Here is a 17,980-nt window from a genome sequence, read left to right as displayed (position 1 = left end):
CCGATGGTGGTGGCGCGGCGATCATGCCCATGGCTGCGGCGTACCGAGCAGCTGGTTGCCCATGATCACCTTGAGCGTGTCGTCGGATGGCCCCATCAGCGAGCCGGCGCGGGCATCGCGATAGCAGCGCTCGACCGCATGGCCGCGCTTGTAGCCTTGGCCGCCGCAGATCTGCAGCGCGGTGTGCGACACCTGCACCGCCATCTCGCTGGCGATGATCTTCAGCTGCGCGAGCTCGACGAAATAGGGATCGTCGGGATTGTCGCGGATGATCTCGTCGAGCAGCCCGGCGTTGTTGAACTCGTCGAACAGCACCGTCGCATTGTCGGACATCTGGGCGACGCGCAGGATCGCGGCGCGCACCGCATCGATCCGGCATTTCATCTCGGCGACGTAGCGCTGGACCGTTTCCACCGTCGCAAGGCTGCGGTTGGTGTCGGAATGCACCCGCCCCTTCACATGGGCGATCGCGGCATCGAACGCTGCCTGGGCGAGACCGAGATAGCAGGTCGCGAGTCCGACCAGATAGACCGGCAGCGAATAGGCCATCATGAACGAGAAGCCGGCGGTCTCGTCGCCAAAGCGGTTTTCCGCGGGCACCCGGCATTTGTTGAAATGCAGCGGTCGGCTGCCGTTGCCGCGCAGCCCCATGCCGTCCCACTCGCCCTTGGGCTCGATCCCCGGCTCGTCGCCGTCGATCCAGAACAGGCTGAGATCGGTAGCACCGCCGTCGGCGCTGCCGCGGGTCGGCACCAGGTAGAAATCGGCATGGCCCGCCGAGGTGCAGAACGACTTGAACGAGTCGATCACGAAGGCGTCGCCGTCCGCGACCGCGTGACTGTCCATATGCCAGATCCGGTTACCCGATCCCGGTTCGCTCATGGCAAAGGCACCGAACAACTCGCCGCGCGCGATCGGCGCGAGGAACCGCTCGGCCTGTTCCGGCGTCGCAAGCGCGACCATCAGCATCAGCGTCGACTGGTGCATGGTGTAGATCATCGCGGTGGAGATGCAGCCCTTGGCGAGCGCCTCGGTGACCAGCATTGCTGTAGCGACATCGCCGCCGCCGCCGCCGAGCGAGGTGGGGATCAGCAGCCCGAGCAGGCCCGATTGCTTCAGCGCCTCGATATTGGCCGCAGGAAACACCCCGCTGCGATCTGTTTCGGCGGCCTTGGGGCGCAGCACCTCGGCGGCGAGCTTCTCTGCGACGCGCCGCCAGCGCCCCTGATCACGGGTCAGGGCAATTCCGTCGAGATTAAGGGCGTTCGGCATGCTGTCCCCTGTCGCTGGTCGGTGAGATGATGGGGGCGACAGCGGCGCGCATCCGCCGCCAATCGCCATCGCCCAGCACGCGGCCGAAGCTGCGCAGCTCGGCGAGACGGAAGCCGTGGCGCAGCCCCCAGCCGCGCAGCGCCCGAAGGTAATCAAGCGGCACCCCAAGCCCCCGCGGCGCGGCATCGAACCGGGCCTCGAGCGCCAGGATCATCGGCTCGCACATGCAGGCAAAGGCAACGCCCGGCGGCAGACCGAAGCGCCAGCCGAGGTCGACGCGTCCCGGCACGGCCACCAGCCCGCCGTCGAGCACCAGCACGTCGCCTCGCTCGGCCGCGATGCTGCCGGCGAGATTACGCGGCTGCGACACGTCGCAGACGATCGCGCCAGCCCGGAATGCTTCGGGATCGATCAGCAGGTCGGGGCTGGAGGTGGCGGTGAGCACCAATTGGCTGGCGGCGAGCGCGCGCGCCATGCTCACCGACAGCACGCAATCGCCCTGCGCGATCAACCACGCCGCAACCGTCGAGGGGTCGCTGCCGGTCCGATCGTGAAACGCCATTGCCCGGCGGGCGAGTTCGCCACCACCTTGGTGGCGCTCGGCAATGATCGCGGCAACCGCCGCCTCCAGCGATCGGCGCAGGCCGCGGAGGCTCGCCTCGGCATGGGCGGGATTCCCGACCAGCACCAGCCGCCCCGCGCGCTCCGCCATCAGATAGGTAAGGCCAAGCCCGACCGATCCGCCACCGCCGACGATCGCCGCCTCGGCCTCGCCCACCGCCAGATCGAGCCGATCGCAGGCCGCCTCCACGGCCTCGACCGCGGCGATGGCGGTATAGCTGTTGCCGGTGGTCAGCGGCACGCCGCCGTCGGCGAGATCGAGGCCGCCGTTGCTGGCGATCGACACATAGCCGCCGAGGCCGATCACCTGCGCGCCGTTCGCCCGCGCCAGCGCCGCCCCGGCGCGGATCGCGCGCAGCCCGGCGTTGCGATGGCCGTGCAGCGCCGCCGCCGTCCACGGCACGACGACGAACTGGCCCGGTGCCGAGACGCCGGCACCGACGATCTCGACCTCGCCCGCGACGAATGGATCGACCGCGCCGCCGATCCGCTCTGCCAGTTCGCCAAGCTCTCCCACGGAGAAGCAGGCCAGCGAAGCGTCCAGATCGGCGTAGCTCGCGGCGGTCATCGGATGCGCGAGGAATCCCCAGCGCGGACCAGCGGTCACGGCGCGACGGATCGCAGGCGCGGCCTGCGGCGGCGGCGACGGGATCACGGTCCGCGGCGATCTAACAAGATGATTGACCAGCGCTGCGGTGTTATCGTCCGCGAGATGGCGCGCCGCCTGCTCGATCGCGCCGACGATCAGCGGGATCTCGGCCTCCGCGAGCGTCAGCGGCGGCTCGATGCGGAGCACGTCGCTGCCGAGCAACGTCGGCGCGACGCGAAGCTGCGCAACGTTGAGCAGGTAGCTCGCGACCAGAGGGGCGAGCGCCTGCTGCTCGGCAAGCACGCCCAGCAGCGAATGGTGCCCGAACCCGGCACGATCCCGAGTCAATTGGATCCCGAGCAGCAGCCCACGCCCGCGCACCGCGCGCAGCACGGCGGGATAGCGATCGACGACGAGCGCCAATTGCTCACGTAGTCGCGCGCCGCGCAGCGCCACGTCTTCAACCAACTGCCCATGGTCGGCGGTAAGCAGCGCCAGCGACGCCAGCCCGACCCGGCAGGCCAGCGTATTGCCTGCGAAGGTGGAGCTGTGATGGCGGGCGAAATCGTCGGTGTAGCTGTCTGCCGTGCACAGCACCGCGCCGATCGGCACCAATCCACCGCCGAGCGCCTTGGCGACCAGCAGGATGTCCGGACGGACGCCGTCGGCCGTGCAGGCAAACAGCGCACCGGTGCGGCCAAGCCCGGTCTGCACCTCGTCGACGATCAGCTTGACGCCATGCGCGCGGCACAGCTCGGCGGCTGCGGCAAGGTAACCGGCCGGCGGCTCGACGATTCCGCCCTCGCCCTGGATCGGCTCGACCAGCAGCCCGGCATAACGATCCGGGTGATCGATCAGTGCCGCCCGCAACGACCCGATATCGCCATAGGCCACATAGCCGACGTCGAGCACCGGCGCGCCGAACGGCGCCTGGAACGCCGGCCTCCCGGTTACCGACAGCGCGCCGAGCGTCTTGCCGTGGAAGCCGTTGGCCGTCGACAGGAACGCGCGGCGGCCGGTGGCGGCCCGCGCCAGCTTCAGCGCAACCTCGGTCGCTTCGGCACCGCTGTTGACGAAGGTGACGTGGCGCAAACCGGGCGGCGCGACCGCGAGCAGCGCCTGTGCCAGTTCACCCGCCGCATCGTTCATCGCCGGCTGGATCAGGCTCGGCTCGGCGTCGGCGCGCACGCGGTCCAGCGCTGCCCAGATCGCCGGCGGGTTATGCCCGAACGGCAGCGCGCCATAGCCCGCGATGCCATCCAATATCCTGCTGCCATCGGCACGCACCAGCCAATGCCCCTCGCCGCGCACGAACGGCTCGTCGAGGCGAAAACGGCGCAACAGCCCGCCGACCACCGGATTGACGTAGCGCTCCCAAGGATGACGATCACCGCCGCCGCGCGGCCGGCGAACCGCCGGCCCATCGAGGTCGGCGACCATGTCGGCGATACTGCAGCCCTGGAGCAATCGGACGAGCGGGACGTCGAGGCCCAGCTCCTCCTCGATCCGGCCCTTGAGATCGGCCAATTCGAGCGAGCCGAGCCCCAGGCGATGCACCGGCGCTTCCAGGTCGACGACGAGATCGGGATCGTCGAGCAGCAGCCGGATCTCGCGCACGACGCAGGCGACCAGCTCGCCGGGGTCTGGTGTCGCCATGACCTCGGCGACGATCGGCGGCGGCGTCCGAACCGGCCATTCGCCGACGACGCCCTCGCTGCGCTGCGCGATCCAGGCGTCGCGCACCGCACCCCGCTTGATCTTGCCGCTCGAGGTCTTGGGGAGCGACCGCCCACGCAGCAGCATCACCGCACCGACGGTGATGCCCTGAGCGCCGGCCACCGCTGCCCTGATGGCGGCGATCACCTCGTCGGTTCGGCCGCCCGCGCGCTCGCCGAAGATCTCCGCGGCGATCACCAGCCGGTCCGTGACGTCGTCGACCGCGAAAGCAACGACATGGCCGGTACGGATCGCCGGATGTGCGGCCTCCGCGATGGCTTCGATATCCTGCGGCGCGTGATTGGTGCCGGCGATGATCACCATGTCCTTGATCCGCCCGGTCACCACCAGTTCACCGTCGGCGATGAACCCGGCGTCGCCGGTGCGCAGCCAGGTCGTGGCGCCGTCGGTCGCCAGCGTCGCACGGAACACCTGGGCGCTGTCGTCGGCCCGCCCCCAATAGCCTTGGGCTACGCTCGGCCCCGACAGCCATATTTCGCCCGCCGCCGATCCGGCGGCACGCATCCGTGTGTCCGGGTCGACGATCGCGATCGCATGACCGGCAGCGGGCGCACCACAGCCGGCATACCAGCCGGGCTCGCGGCCACCGTTGCCGGCAGGCCCGCGCACCAAGGTCGGTGGCGCGGCGGGGACAGCGCCGCTTGCGAACACCACATGCTCCGCCAACCCGTAGAAGGGAGACATCGCCTCGCGGCGGAAGCCGGCAGGCGCGAAGGTATCGCAGAATCGGTCGATGGTGGATCGCCGCACCGGCTCGGCACCGTTGACCGCAAGCGCCCAGCGGCTGAGATCAAGCCCGGCGATCTCCTGAGGCCGGATCTGCCGGCAGCAGAGTTCATAGGCGAAATTGGGGCCGCCGCTCCAGGTCGCGCGATGCTTGGTGATGGCGCGCAGCCAGCGGATCGGCCGGCCGAGGAACGCGAAGGGCGACATGAGGACGACGGGAAGGTCGCCATAGATCCCCGTGAGCAGCCCCCCGACCAGCCCCATGTCGTGGTAATGCGGCAGCCAGCTCAGTCCGACGGAGCCGGCGTCCGTCTCTGGCGGCAGCATCGCCTTGCTCGCCGCCAGGTTCGCCATCACGTTTCGATGGCTGATCATCACGCCCTTGGGGGCGCTGGTCGAACCCGAGGTGTATTGGAGATAGGCGAGATCATCGGGCGCGGGCGCCGGTAGCGGCTCGGTGGCACCCTCGCCGATCAGGTCGGTCGCGATCCAGCGCGGGCCGGCGTCGAGGGCGCTAGCAGGAAGCGCGGCGAGCACCGCCGCGGTGGTCAACGCTAGCCGGGGCGTGCAGTCGCCGATCGCCGCCGCTGCACCGACGAATTCCTCGGGCCGGATTGGCAACGTTCGTGGGCACGCGACCGGCACGCCGATCAGGCCGGCAATCGCCGCCGCGAAGAAGCCGATGATGAAGTCGAGCCCCGGCGGATAGCAGAGCAACACCCGGTCGCCACGATCGGCATGGGCGAGTAGGTGTAGCGCCAGATGACGCGCGCGGCGGTCAAGCGTGACAAGATCCAGCAGCCGATCGTCGCCGCCACGATCGGCCAGATAGCGGAAGCCGCCCCGGCCCGGGCGCGCGGCACGGGCGCCGAGCAGGTCGGCGAGCGTCATGCCGTCGGCGATCTCGGCGGCAGGACCCGGCCTCACCGGACAATGCCGCTGACGATAGGATCGACGCGTGGCGCCAGCGCAGTGGTACGGACGGAAGCGGCAGTGATCGCCATCTGATCGCGTACCCAGCGCACCACCGGCGCCATCGTGTCGCGCGCGCCGCGCGGTCGATAGCCAAGCGCCGCCCGCGCCTTGCCTGAATCGACAAACCAATAGCGGCGCAGATAGCCGAGCACGCCGGGTTCGACGGGCGGCGTGATTCGGAGCAGCCGGCACACCGCCACCGCCGCACGCAACGCCGCGAAGGGTACGATTACCACGGGTCGCCTGATCCCGGCGACATCAAGGGTCAAGCGCACGAGCTGCGCGATGGTAAGATTGTCGCCGCCGAGGATGTAGCGCTCGCCGGGCAGGCCGCGGTCGATCGCGCGGGCGATGCCGTCGGCGACATCGTCAACATGGACCACTGAGGTGCCGCCCACCGTCGCCAGCGCTGGCCAGCCGCGCAGGATGTCGCGCACGCTGCCCGCGGTGATCCAGTCGTCGTCCTCGGCGCCATAGGTTTCGGCCGGGTTGACGATCAGCGTCTCGAAGCCCTGGCCGTTGCGGGCGATCACCGCCTGCTCGGCAGCGTGTTTGGCGAGCGCGTAGACCAGCCCCGATCGCTCCAGTGTGAACCGGCTGGTCTCGTCGAGCATCACCGGTCGTACCGTGCCGTCGATCGCCGCCGCCGACGACACATAGACGAACCGGCGCAGCCCGGCCGCCTGCACCGCATCGAGCAACCGCACGGTGCCGGCATGGATGGTGTCGTGGATCGCTGGATCGGCGATATGGTCCCAGCCGCTCACCCCGGCGAGATGGACGCACGCCTCGCACCCGGCGGCGGCGCGCGCCAGGCTGGCGGGATCGCGAAGCTCGCCGCGCACCTGCTCGACCGGCAGGCCATCGAGCCGCGCGCGGCGACGATCCGAACGGATCAGGCAGCGCACCTCATGGCCGGCCGCGAGCAGCTTGCGCACGGTGCGCGAGCCGATCAATCCCGTACTGCCGGTGACGAGTATCTTCATGACGTGTCCCCGATCCTTGTTACCCGGCGCCCGATCCGCGTCGGCGTTCTCGCTGGCTGCTGGCTGCTGACTGGTCCGCTATGGGCTCGCGACGATGCCCGGCGCCGCGTAATGAGCGAGCGCCATCACCGTCATCTGCAAGTTCACCGTGATCGGCGACGGGATGATGCTGGCATCGGTAATCCACAGCCGGTCGATGCCGTGGACCCGCATCTCCATGTCGACCACGCCTTGGGCCGGGCTGGCGTGGAGGACGTTGCCGCCCTGCAGGTGCGCGGTGGTGATCTTGAGATATTGCAGCGGGCCGACCGCGCCGAAATAGGCGTCCAGATCGTCCGCGCAGGTCGCCCAGCTTGCATCGAACCGGCTCGAGCCGACCCGGGTGGCGCCCGCCGCGAACATCGCCTTGCCCGCCGCTTTCATGCCCAGCGTCAGCCGATACCAGTCGTCGTCGTCGAGCTTGTAGGAGATGGTGTAGCCGCTCGCCGACCAATCGGCGTTGATGCTGCCATAGGCATTGGCACCGATCACCGGCACCGCCACCGCGATCCGGTTGTAGTTGTTGAGCAGGCCCATGAAGGCGCTGCCCCATTGCGCCGCTTCCATGCCGATCGTCGCCGGCGGCCCGAAGGCGGTCTCGATCACCATCCGCTCGCGCGGCATCTCGATCGCATAGCCCACCTGGATGCCGCGGGCGCCATATTGGTCGGTCGGGAATTCGCCGAACACCGGCGTGCCCATGTTGCCCGAAAAGCGCTTGCCGACGGTGCGCACCCCGGGCAGCGCGCCGGAAAAGCCGCTGCGGCGCAGGATCTTGGTGGAGGCGAACGCACCGGCGGCGAGCACGATCTTGTCGGCTTCTACCAACCGCCGGGTGCCGTCGCCATCGACGACATGCGCACCCCGGCAACGCTGCGCGCCTGGCGGCCCGTCGAGCTCGAGCTTGAGTACATGCGCGTCGGGCACCAGCAGCCCGCCCGCCTTCACCACCGCCGGCAGCGTGGTCTCGTTCATCGATTGCTTGGCCGCATAGCGGCAGCCCGAGTTGCAGCGCCCGCAGCCAATGCAGTTGAGCGTGTTGATGGTGACGTCCACTGCCTGATGTCCGGTGCGCGCGAACCCATCGCGCAGCGTCTCGGCCATCGGTGCCATCACCACCGGCCTGGTCGGGGCGGCATGGATCAGCGCGAGCATCGCATCGTAGCTGCGATGGAGGCGCGGCCAATCGAGCGAGACGCCGAACCGCTCCCAGCGCTTGACCACCACCTCGTTCCACCAAAAACCCTCGGGCTTCCACGCCACTGCATTGTTGACCAGCGTGCCGCCGCCGACGGTGCGCGCCTGGACGAAGGTGGAGCATTGGTCGGCAGACAGGGTGAAGCCGCCATTCATGTAGATCGTCGATGCCGCCTGCATCAGGTGATCGGGCAGCTCGTCATTGGCCACCAGCGGACCCGATTCGACGATTACGATCCGCGCCGACGGGTCCGCCTGCTGGATGAAATAGGCCGCGGTCGAGCCGCCCGCGCCCGATCCGATCACCAGGTAGGTGACCACCCCCGCCGGCTTGGCGGCGACATCGGCAAGCCGAGCCCGGCGCTCCACAAGCAGCGTGGACGCCGCCGATCGTGCCGGCTGCGCGAGATCCGGGCCGCTCGGCTGGGTCCAGCTGCGTTGCTGGTAGCGCTCATAGTCCAGCCCGCGCCAGGTTTCGTCGAGGTCGAGATAGGCTCCCGTGATCAGCGTCTTCACCACGCCGACGACGATGATGCTCTTGATCGGCAGATCCTCCTCCGCCGCGGCCTGCTCGCCGAGCCGCGTGAACATCCGGTCCACCACCCTCGTGCGCCGGGCGCGGCTGCTGAAGCAGAAGCCGATCCGCGCCACCTGGCTCCACACCGGCACCAGCAGGAACAGCAAGGTCCGCCAGAAAGGCGAGTAAGGCAGTCGCCGCGGCACCCACAAGGGAAGCGCGAGGACGCTCAGCGCCGCCTGGATGAACACCGCATTGGTCATCAACCCGAGCAGCCGATCGAGCTCGCGGATCACCGCGCGACCATCGGGATCGAGGTCGGGGTTGCCGGGATTGGGGCCGATCAGCGCCGGCGCGAACCGCACCAGGAACGGCCGATTGGCGCGCCAGTAGAGCCACAACAGCTTGCCGATCAGCCACTCAGCCATCGACCGAGCCGCGCCCGGCCACGCTGCCTCCCGTCGCTGTGGTGAGCATAGGATCCCCCTTCGCGCGGGTCCTTCGCCCGCGCGTAGCTGCGTTGGTGGTGTTGGAGCGGACGGGCGGCGGCGTGGCGCCTATCGTTGGCGCCCGGCCAGGTCGTCTACCGCCGCGCCGACCCTGGCACCGGCTTCGCCGATCGTGTCCTCGGCGTCGCGCTGATCGGCTTGGTCGCGGGACCTGTCCGGCTGCCGATCTCGGCGACCGCGACCTCGCTTCGCCTGCCGCGGGTTGGTGTCACGGCGGCCGACGCTGTCGTCGAGCTCGGCGCTCTCGTCGAGCGCGGCATCGAACTCATCCTGGAACCGCCGGCTGGAGCGCGCGGTGACGCTCGCCGCCTCCGCAAAGGCGTCGGACAAGGAATGGGTGACGTCGGCGACGTCGCCGCCGACATCGCCCACCGCGTCGCGCCGCCGGCCCTGCCGGGCTGTCCGGCGATAGTCGTCGTCGTCATCATCGTCGTCGTCCGCATAGCTGCGCACGCGCGTACCGCGATCGTCGTCCTCGTCGCGGTAATCGTCATCATAAACGCCGAAGCGCCGCGGCCGCGCATCGCCGACCAGATCGAGCGCGATGTTGCCGATGATGGTGACGATGCCTTTGAACGCCTCGGCGTTAGACGCGCTCCACGCGCGGACCAGGGCATTGACATCATTGGCAACGCGATCGGCGACGCGGTCGGCCGATTGGACGTTGTCGCTGAGCCTGCCGCCGCGGTCGCGGATCCGCCGACGCGGCTCGCGGCGATCGCTATCGCGTGCCCGGCGAAGCAGCCGGTCCCGCTCCTGGCGATCCCGCAGATCGGTGTCGTCGGTGCCGGCGTAATCGGTGTTATCGACCATGTCCCGTCCTTCTCGTCTGGAGAATCATCGACGTCGCCAAGATGAATGATAATGATCCGTAGCAAAAGCCTCGACGTTGTTTGTCATCCTGTTGTCTGGCCCGAAACGGATAGGACGACCTCCAGATCGGATGCTTCGGCTCCGTCGCTACAGCGCAATTGCTGCTATGCCTGTCGCCTGATCGGGAGGCGGAGATCTTGGGCGCGGCGCGCATGTCCTTGACGGTGATGCGAATGGGGCTGCTGCTGGCGGCGCTATGCTTGATCGGGCTGCTCGCGCGGGTGCGATCCCCCGCCCGCACCCGCGGTGCGATCCGCAGGCTGCTGGAACGCGGCGGCGTCACCACCGTCAAGATCGGCCAGTATCTCGCGATCCGGCGCGATCTCTTTTCCGCCGAAATGTGCGCCGAACTCGCCCGCCTGTTCGACGCCGTGCCGCCGATGCCGCCCGCGACGGTGCGTCGGCTCATCGAACGCGAACTCGCCGGGCCGATCGAGCGCTTCTTCGCCTATGTCGACTGGACGCCGATCGGCGCCGCCTCGATCGCGCAGGTTCATCGGGCGCGCACCCGGACGGGTGACATGGTGGCGGTGAAGGTGCAGCGTCCCGGTCTGGAGGCGCGCCTCGCCGCCGACTTCGCGCTGTTGCACCTGCTCGCGCGCATCGGTGATGGCCTCGAGCTGTTCGGTAGGATCAGGGCCGCCGAGCTCGTTGCCGAGATCGCCACTTTCACGCGCCGCGAGGTCGATTTCCGTGCCGAGGGCCGGACGGCCGAGCGCATCGCGGCCGATCCTGAAAGCGGCGTTCACGTCCCCGCCATCGTCTGGCCGCTCAGCACCCAGCGGCTATTGGTGATGGAGTTCATCGAGGCGGTGCCGCTCGCGCGCGCGGTGGCGCTCGCCGAGGCCGGCGACGACCGGGCGTTTGCGGCGATCGCGCCGGGCGTCGCCCCTGCCACCATCGTCGCCGCGCTGGCCCGCGCATTCCTGCGGCAATTGTTCGTCACCGGCCTTTTTCATGGCGACCCGCACCCCGCCAACGTGCTGATCCGGCGCGACGGCGGGATCGCCCTGATCGATTTTGGAATCTTTGGCGAACTCGGCCCCGCCGACCGCGCCTTGATGACCGGCTATGTCGAGCATCTCGCGCTGGGTCGCTTTGACGCCGCGTTCGACTGCTACCGGCGCCTGGTACACCTTGGGCCGCGCACCGATCCCACGGCGTTCCGGCATGACGCGGTCAAGGTGCTCGCCGCTTGGCATGCTGCCGCCACCGATCCGTCGACCCCGGTGGAGCTGCAACTGACTGCGCGCTACCAGGGCATCATGTTCGCGGTGATGCGCGAGCATGGGGTGCGGATGGGAACCCAGCATCTGCTGTTCTGGCGCGCGTTGGGCATGCTCGACTCCACGGCTCATCGCCTGCCGGGCGATTTCAACCTGCTCGCCGCCATTCGCCATTTCTTTGCCGCGCATCGGCCCCCGCTCACCACCCGCGCCGTGCGCGCCGGCGCCGATGCGATCGTCCATGCACGATGGCTGCTGCCGGAAGCGTTCGATGCCGTCGCCACGTTCGGCCGCGAGCCGATCCGGACCGCCGACGCAATTTCATCCGCAGACCGGCGTGAGGATGCCAGGATCGTACGGACGATCTCGCTGATCCCGGCGAGCCTCGCGCTCGCGCTGCACGCTGCCGCGCTCGCGCCGCTGACGATGCTGTGGCCGGTAGCCGCTACGCTCGCCGTGATCGCGCTCGCGACCGGCGCTGCGGGAAACCGGCGTGCCGCCTGACCCGGGCGACGCCATGGCGGCGCTGGCGCGGCTGGGCGACGGCGCGATCCGTCCCGCGCAACTGATGGCGTTGCGCCGAGACCTGTTCGCGCCTCCCGTCGCCGACGCGCTGGCGCTGCTGCCGCCCAACCGATTGGCACCGCCCGCCGAGGCAGTCTCGATCATGGCACGCGAAGGCGGCAAGGCCCGCGCGGCGGTGGTCGGCAGCTGGCTGCCGGTCATCGAACCGAGCCCGCTCGCCTGGACCACCCGTGGCTTCGAAGCGCACCGCGAGGTCCGGGTCCGCGTTACGCTGCCAACGGCCGCGCCCGATGCCGCTGTCCTCGCCGCCGCGATCCGGCTGGCGCTGCCGCTGATCGCCACCCCCGATCGCGAGGCCGCGCGCCGCTCGCTCCACGACGACCTCACCCGCTGGCTGGCCGCCGAACTCGACGCTCCCGCGCAGCATGTCCGCCTCGCGCGCTGGCGCCGCCAGGCGCTGGCCCGCACCGGTACGATCGTCGCGCGACCGCTCGACGACTGGGCGGCGCCGCACCTCATCGGGATCGCCCGACTTCCGGCCTTGCCGCTGCCGCAGGTCGTGGCGCTGGCGGCCGGCGGCAACGAGGCGACGCTCGACGCGCACGACATCGATGCCGCCGCCACCGCACGGCGCCTGGTTGAGGCCGCCCTCGAGCAGGTCATGGTGTTCGGATCGGTGCCGATCGAGCCGCGGCTCGATCATCTCGGCGTTCTCGCCGGTGATCGGATAGCCAGGATCGACGTCGGCGGCGTCGAAGCGCTGTCGAAGGAGCTCGGCAGGGCAATTACCGGAGTCGCGCGCGCGGCGATCGCCCGCGACGCCGGGCTGGTCGCGGCCCGGCTCGCAGCGCTGCTCACGCCGTGCGATGCTGCGGATCATGCAGCGCTGACGACGCGGCTCGAAGGGATCATCCAGCGGCTCGACGACGACGATGATGTTCGGGCGGGTCCCGCGCGTCTGCTTGACGACGGCCTGGCCGCGGTGCGGGCGAGCGGCTTTGCCGTTGGCGCAGACCTGCTCGCGCTCGGTCGCTGGCTAGCGGCAATGGCCACGGCAGCAGCGACGATCGATCCCACGGTCGACATCGGCGATGTCGCGCGCCGCTTCATGCTCCGGCGGGAACTGGAGGAGGCGGTCGCGCTGCCCGACAGCCTTGAAGCCGCGCAGCGGGTGCTCGCGGTGGTCGCGCCGCTCGAGACGCTGCCGGGGCGGCTGGATCGCCTGGTCGCCGATGCGGCGAGCGGCACCTATCGGCTGCCGGTCGAACAGCATCGCGCCGCGGTCGATCGACAGCTGCGCCTCGCCCAGGCGCGGTTGATGGCGGTCGCTATAGGCTGGACGGGCATCGCGTTGCTGCTGCTCGTCGCTGCCGGCCTGCCCTCCGGCCCGCTGCGCACCGGCCTGACCGGGCTGCTCTGGGCTGGCGCGGCGGTGGCCGCCGGGCTGTTTCTGGCATTGTGGAGGCGGACTACATGACGCGCCTGGGCGACACCATCCGGGTCACGGAGCGACTGACGAGCGGCACGGCCGCCGCGCTGTTCCGCGCCGCCTCGCTCGCGCTGGCCGGCGCCGGCTCGTCCGAAGACGGGTCGCTGCCCCCCGCCCTGCGGGCGCGGCTGCAGCGCGACGCCGCCGAGGCGCGCGCGCTCTACGACACGCTGGCGGAGGCCAAGGGGCTGAGCGGGGCGCTCCATGCGGTCGCCGTGCTCGCCCGTGGCGGCAGCGACCGGATCCTTGCGATCGCGGCGCTGGTCGATCTGCTTGCCGACAAGGCCGAACGACGCGGCGGCACCCGCACCGGCCGTGGCGCCTACAAGCGCCAGCAGGTCAAGGCGGCGCTGCTCTACGCGGTGCGGCGCGGCGGCTATACCATCCCGCTGGTGTTGTCCTTCCTTGAGCCGGTGATCTTCTCGATCGGCGCCGACCTGCTGATCGATTTCACCGTCGCGCACATCAACGCCCAGCAATTGTGGCAGCCCGGATTGACGCGCACGCCAATCGGCCTGTGGTCGCGTGTCATGGCGCCGCTGCTGCTCGCGATCCGCACCGTCTTCCTGCGGGCATCGGAACTGCTGGCCGGGCTCGCCTGGTCGCTGATCCTCGCCGCCAACCAGCTTTCCCCGGCCGCGAGCGCGGCTGTAGACCGCGCCGTCGCTTCGGATGCCACCGCGATCGCCGCCTTGGTGTCGCTGCGGGCCTTTCTCGAGGCCAATCCGCGCTTCGTCACCGGCGCCGCCGCGCTGCTCGGAATCGCCACCCGCCAGGCGGAAGCGTTGATCGGGCTCAGCGGCCCGGAAAAGCAGGCCTACGTGCGTGAGCTGGTCATGATCGTGCTCCAGCAGCAGGGCATTGTCGGCCAGTCGCCGCTGCTCGACCGGATCATTGAAACGGTCGTCACGATCGGCATCGATGCCACGGTCGCCTTGTTCAACCGGCGCGGGCTGTTCAGCTGAGCCCGTCCGCCTCGACCGCAGCGATCAGCCCGGCGATCGCCGGGCGGTCGCGCAAGGCAGCCGCGTCGACGTGGCGAGCATAGGCAAGGCCGATCGTGCGGCTGAAGCCGAAGCCGTCGAGCGGCCAACGGATCATGCCGGGGTGGCGGAAGCAATCGGGCATCACCGTCACCGCCAGTCCCGCGGCGACATAGCCCATCGCGCGATCGTCGCTGCTGGTGCGCGCCGGGAAGAAGGGGCGCACGCCGCGCGCGGTGAAGAAGCGGCTGGTCTCCGACAGCAGCTCGCAATGGCGGCGCACGATCATCGGATCGTTGACCAGATCCTCGGCGCGGATCGTCGCCTCTCCCGCCAGTGGATGGGTAGAGGGCAGCGCCAGCGTATAGCCTTCGGTGAGCAGCGGCAGATCGCGATCGTCTTGACCGCGCAGGATCATCAGCGCGGCGTCGAGCCGGCCGCGCGCGAGCCGTTCGCGCAGATCGCTGTCCCTGCCCTCGACGATCTCGACGCGCTCTCGCGCCCCTGCAGCGTGATATGCCTCGAGACATGCCTCGATCCAGCGACGCGGCACCGTCGACAGCACGCCGAGCCGCAGGCTGCGGCGCTCGGCGGCGCCGGCGACATCGCGCTCCGCCGCCGCAAACCCGGCTTCGATGGATCGGGCGTGACCGGCAAGGCGCGCGCCGGCGTCGGTCAGCTCGACACGCCGGTTGGTGCGCAGGAACAATGGATGGCCAAGCGTCGTCTCGAGCTTGGCGATCCCCACCGACAAGCTCGGCTGCGACACGTTGCATGCCGCCGCGGCGCGCGAGAAGTTGCCATGGTCGACCACGGCGAGAAAATAGCGGAGCAAATAACGATCGATCATAGACAGCTTCTATGATGTGGCGCCCGCGGTTTCAATTTTGCGCACGCCGGTGCGCCGGCTATGGCCGGTGCAACAACAAGGAGAGGCTGGATGAGCGAACTCGATTTCGCCGCGGGCGAGATGGCGGACGCGATCCGCGAGACGACGCGGCGCTTCGCCGCAGACCGCATCGCGCCGATCGCCGCGCGGATCGATGCCGACGACGCCTTCCCCCGCGAGCTCTGGCCGGCGATGGGCGCGCTCGGGCTGCACGGCATCACCGTCGAGGAGGAATATGGCGGGCTCGGGCTCGGCTATCTCGAGCATGTCATCGCTTGCGAGGAAATCAGCCGCGCTTCGGCCTCGGTCGGGCTCAGCTATGGCGCGCATTCCAACCTTTGCGTCAACCAGATCCGCCGCTGGGGCAGCCCTGCGCAAAAGGCCGCCTACCTCCCCAAGCTCGTCTCGGGCGAGCATGTCGGCAGCCTCGCCATGTCCGAGGTTGGCGCCGGATCCGACGTCGTCTCGATGAAGCTGCGCGCCGACAAGGTAGATGGCGGCTGGAAGCTCAACGGCACCAAATTCTGGATCACCAACGCCGCTTATGCGGACACGCTGGTGGTCTATGCCAAGACCAGCCCCGACGCGGGCTCCAAGGGCATCACCGCCTTCATCATCGAGAAGGGCTTTGCTGGCTTTTCGATCGGCCAGAAGATCGACAAGCTCGGCATGCGCGGCTCGCCGACCGCGGAACTGGTGTTCGACGATTGCTTCGTCGCCGACGCCCAGGTGATGGGGCCGCTCGACGGCGGCGCCAAGGTGCTGATGTCGGGGCTCGATTACGAGCGGGTCGTGCTCTCCGGGATCCAACTCGGGATCATGCAGGCCTGCCTCGACGTGGTGCTGCCCTATGTGCGCGAGCGGCGCCAGTTCGGCCGGCCGATCGGCGAGTTCCAGCTGATGCAGGCCAAGATCGCCGACATGCACGTCGCGCTCAACTCGTCGCGGGCCTATGTCTATGCGGTCGCCCGGGCCTGCGACGCCGGGCAGACCACGCGGTTCGACGCCGCCGGCTGCATCCTGCTTGCTTCCGAGAATGCGGTGAAGGTTGCGGGCGAGGCGATCCAGGCGCTGGGCGGCGCCGGCTACACCAAGGACTGGCCGGTGGAACGCTACTGGCGCGACGCCAAGCTGCTCGACATCGGCGCGGGCACCAACGAGGTGCGCCGGATGCTGATCGGCCGCGAGCTGATCGGCCATGACGCGCCGCGGGCGCAGTGAGGCCGCGGCGATGACCACGCTCGGCACGATGATCGACACCGGCTCGGCCGAGTTCGCGGCCAATGCCGCGCACAATGTGGCGTTGGTCGAGGCCCTCCGCACCGCCACCGCGGCGAGCGCATTGGGCGGCTCCGAACAGCATCGCGCCCGCCACGTTGCCCGCGGCAAGCTGCTGCCGCGCGATCGCGTCGCCCGCCTGCTCGATCCCGGCGCGCCGTTCCTCGAGGTCGGCGCGCTTGCGGCCAACGGCCTGTACGGCGACAGCGCGCCCGGCGCCGGGATGATCGCCGGCGTCGGCCGCGTGATGGGCCGCGAGTGCATGATCCTCGCCAACGACCCCACGGTGAAGGGCGGCGCCTATTTCCCGATGACGGTCAAGAAGCACCTGCGCGCGCAGGAGATCGCGCAGGAGAATGCCCTGCCGTGCATCTACCTGGTCGATTCAGGTGGCGCCAACCTGCCGCACCAGGCCGAGGTCTTCCCCGATCGCGAGCATTTCGGCCGGATCTTCTTCAACCAGGCGCAGATGTCCGCCAAGGGCATCCCCCAGATCGCCTGCGTGATGGGCAGCTGCACCGCCGGCGGCGCCTATGTGCCGGCGATGTCGGACGAGACGGTGATCGTGCGCGGCCAGGGCACGATCTTCCTCGCCGGGCCGCCGCTGGTGAAAGCGGCGACGGGCGAGGTGATTTCGGCCGAGGAACTCGGTGGCGCCGACACCCATGCCCGCAAGTCGGGCGTGGTCGATCATGTCGCCGAGGATGACGAGCAGGCGCTGCTGATCGTCCGCGACATCGTCGCGACGCTCAATCGACCCAAGGCGATCGACATCGAGATCACCGCACCGCGCCCGCCCCGTCACGATCCGCAGGAGCTCTACGGCATCGTCCCCCAGGACGTCCGCGCACCCTATGACGTCCATGAGGTGATCGCGCGGATCGTCGATGGCTCCGAGCTGCACGAGTTCAAGCCGCTGTACGGCGCCACTTTGGTGTGCGGCTTCGCGCGGATCTGGGGCATGCCGGTCGCGATCCTCGCCAACAACGGCGTGCTGTTTTCCGAGAGCGCGTTGAAGGGCGCGCATTTCATCGAGCTCGCCTGCCAGCGCCGGGTGCCGTTGCTGTTCCTGCAGAACATCTCGGGGTTCATGGTCGGCGGCAAATATGAGGCGGAGGGGATCGCCAAGCATGGCGCCAAGCTGGTGACCGCGGTCGCCACCGCCTCGGTGCCCAAGCTCACCGTGCTGATCGGCGGCAGCTTCGGCGCCGGCAATTACGGCATGTGCGGCCGCGCCTATTCGCCGCGCTTCCTGTTCACCTGGCCCAACGCCCGCATTTCGGTGATGGGCGGCGAGCAGGCGGCGAGCGTGCTCGCGACCGTCCACCGCGACGCCGAGAGCTGGACGCCCGACCAGATCGAGGCGTTCAAGGCGCCGATACGCCAGACTTATGAGGACGAGGGCAATCCCTATTACGCCACGGCACGGCTGTGGGACGATGGCATCATCGATCCCGCGCAAACCCGCGACGTGCTCGGCCTCGCCCTCTCCACCACGCTGAACGCCCCGATCCCGGATCGCGCGCAGTTCGGCCTGTTCCGGATGTGA

11 protein-coding genes are annotated in these 17,980 nt (G+C 69.5%); 5 read left to right on the top strand and 6 right to left on the bottom strand.

Annotated elements, in window-relative coordinates:
- Positions 1-21: 21 nt before the first annotated feature.
- The 5 genes from AC07M8_RS15845 to AC07M8_RS15825 all read right to left on the bottom strand — a co-directional run bounded on the left by AC07M8_RS15845 (position 22) and on the right by AC07M8_RS15825 (position 9,981).
- Positions 22-1,272: an acyl-CoA dehydrogenase family protein gene (locus AC07M8_RS15845; RefSeq protein WP_495175286.1), complete on the bottom strand. Its 1,251-nt coding sequence runs from the start codon at positions 1,270-1,272 to the stop codon at positions 22-24.
- Positions 1,256-5,872, bottom strand: a complete 4,617-nt coding sequence (locus tag AC07M8_RS15840; protein ID WP_495175285.1) for an aminotransferase class III-fold pyridoxal phosphate-dependent enzyme — start codon at positions 5,870-5,872, stop codon at positions 1,256-1,258. Before AC07M8_RS15840 ends, AC07M8_RS15845 begins: the two co-directional genes overlap by 17 nt.
- Positions 5,869-6,906: an NAD-dependent epimerase/dehydratase family protein gene (locus AC07M8_RS15835; protein ID WP_495175284.1), complete on the bottom strand. Its 1,038-nt coding sequence runs from the start codon at positions 6,904-6,906 to the stop codon at positions 5,869-5,871. Before AC07M8_RS15835 ends, AC07M8_RS15840 begins: the two co-directional genes overlap by 4 nt.
- 78 nt (positions 6,907-6,984) lie before the next feature.
- Positions 6,985-9,087, bottom strand: a complete 2,103-nt coding sequence (locus tag AC07M8_RS15830; RefSeq protein WP_495175283.1) for a GMC family oxidoreductase N-terminal domain-containing protein — start codon at positions 9,085-9,087, stop codon at positions 6,985-6,987.
- Between the two features lie 129 nt (positions 9,088-9,216).
- Complete coding sequence (locus AC07M8_RS15825) at positions 9,217-9,981, bottom strand: hypothetical protein (protein ID WP_495175282.1); 765 nt, start codon at positions 9,979-9,981, stop codon at positions 9,217-9,219.
- A gap of 212 nt (positions 9,982-10,193) precedes the next feature.
- Between AC07M8_RS15825 and AC07M8_RS15820 the strand changes: the two genes are divergently transcribed.
- Genes AC07M8_RS15820 through AC07M8_RS15810 form a run of 3 tightly spaced genes read left to right on the top strand, consistent with a single transcriptional unit; the run spans position 10,194 to position 14,246 of the window.
- A complete protein-coding gene (locus tag AC07M8_RS15820) occupies positions 10,194-11,771 on the top strand; it encodes an ABC1 kinase family protein (protein WP_495175281.1) in 1,578 nt (525 codons plus the stop codon).
- On the top strand, positions 11,761-13,269 hold the full coding sequence (locus AC07M8_RS15815) for an AarF/ABC1/UbiB kinase family protein (RefSeq protein ID WP_495175280.1): 1,509 nt from the start codon (positions 11,761-11,763) through the stop codon (positions 13,267-13,269). Before AC07M8_RS15820 ends, AC07M8_RS15815 begins: the two co-directional genes overlap by 11 nt.
- Positions 13,266-14,246 carry a hypothetical protein gene (locus tag AC07M8_RS15810; RefSeq protein ID WP_495175279.1) on the top strand — a complete coding sequence of 327 codons (981 nt, stop codon included), beginning with the start codon at positions 13,266-13,268 and terminating at the stop codon, positions 14,244-14,246. Before AC07M8_RS15815 ends, AC07M8_RS15810 begins: the two co-directional genes overlap by 4 nt.
- Here AC07M8_RS15810 and AC07M8_RS15805 read toward each other — a convergent pair.
- Entirely contained in the window at positions 14,239-15,114 is an 876-nt protein-coding gene (locus tag AC07M8_RS15805) for a LysR family transcriptional regulator (RefSeq protein ID WP_495175278.1), read from the bottom strand. The two genes, AC07M8_RS15810 and AC07M8_RS15805, sit on opposite strands and share 8 nt — an antisense overlap.
- 90 nt (positions 15,115-15,204) lie before the next feature.
- On the opposite strand from AC07M8_RS15805, the gene AC07M8_RS15800 reads away from it, so the two are divergent.
- Entirely contained in the window at positions 15,205-16,374 is a 1,170-nt protein-coding gene (locus tag AC07M8_RS15800) for an isovaleryl-CoA dehydrogenase (protein ID WP_495175277.1), read from the top strand.
- Positions 16,375-16,384: 10 nt separating this feature from the next.
- Positions 16,385-17,980: a carboxyl transferase domain-containing protein gene (locus tag AC07M8_RS15795; protein WP_495175362.1), complete on the top strand. Its 1,596-nt coding sequence runs from the start codon at positions 16,385-16,387 to the stop codon at positions 17,978-17,980.

It is taken from the genome of Sphingomonas sp. GW821-FHT09E03 (assembly GCF_059416225.1).
Note: the sequence above shows the minus strand (reverse complement) of the source record. Positions and strands in the feature narration are given on the sequence as shown.

Excerpts from the sequence above, each read along its gene's own strand:
- AC07M8_RS15845 (WP_495175286.1), bottom strand. The coding sequence starts at position 1,272 with ATGCCGAACGCCCTTAATCTCGACGGAATTGCCCTGACCCGTGATCAG.
- AC07M8_RS15810 (WP_495175279.1), top strand. The coding sequence starts at position 13,266 with ATGACGCGCCTGGGCGACACCATCCGGGTCACGGAGCGACTGACGAGC.
- AC07M8_RS15830 (WP_495175283.1), bottom strand. The coding sequence starts at position 9,087 with ATGGCTGAGTGGCTGATCGGCAAGCTGTTGTGGCTCTACTGGCGCGCC.
- AC07M8_RS15800 (WP_495175277.1), top strand. The coding sequence starts at position 15,205 with ATGAGCGAACTCGATTTCGCCGCGGGCGAGATGGCGGACGCGATCCGC.
- AC07M8_RS15835 (WP_495175284.1), bottom strand. The coding sequence starts at position 6,906 with ATGAAGATACTCGTCACCGGCAGTACGGGATTGATCGGCTCGCGCACC.
- AC07M8_RS15795 (WP_495175362.1), top strand. The coding sequence starts at position 16,385 with ATGACCACGCTCGGCACGATGATCGACACCGGCTCGGCCGAGTTCGCG.
- AC07M8_RS15825 (WP_495175282.1), bottom strand. The coding sequence starts at position 9,981 with ATGGTCGATAACACCGATTACGCCGGCACCGACGACACCGATCTGCGG.
- AC07M8_RS15805 (WP_495175278.1), bottom strand. The coding sequence starts at position 15,114 with ATGATCGATCGTTATTTGCTCCGCTATTTTCTCGCCGTGGTCGACCAT.
- AC07M8_RS15820 (WP_495175281.1), top strand. The coding sequence starts at position 10,194 with ATGTCCTTGACGGTGATGCGAATGGGGCTGCTGCTGGCGGCGCTATGC.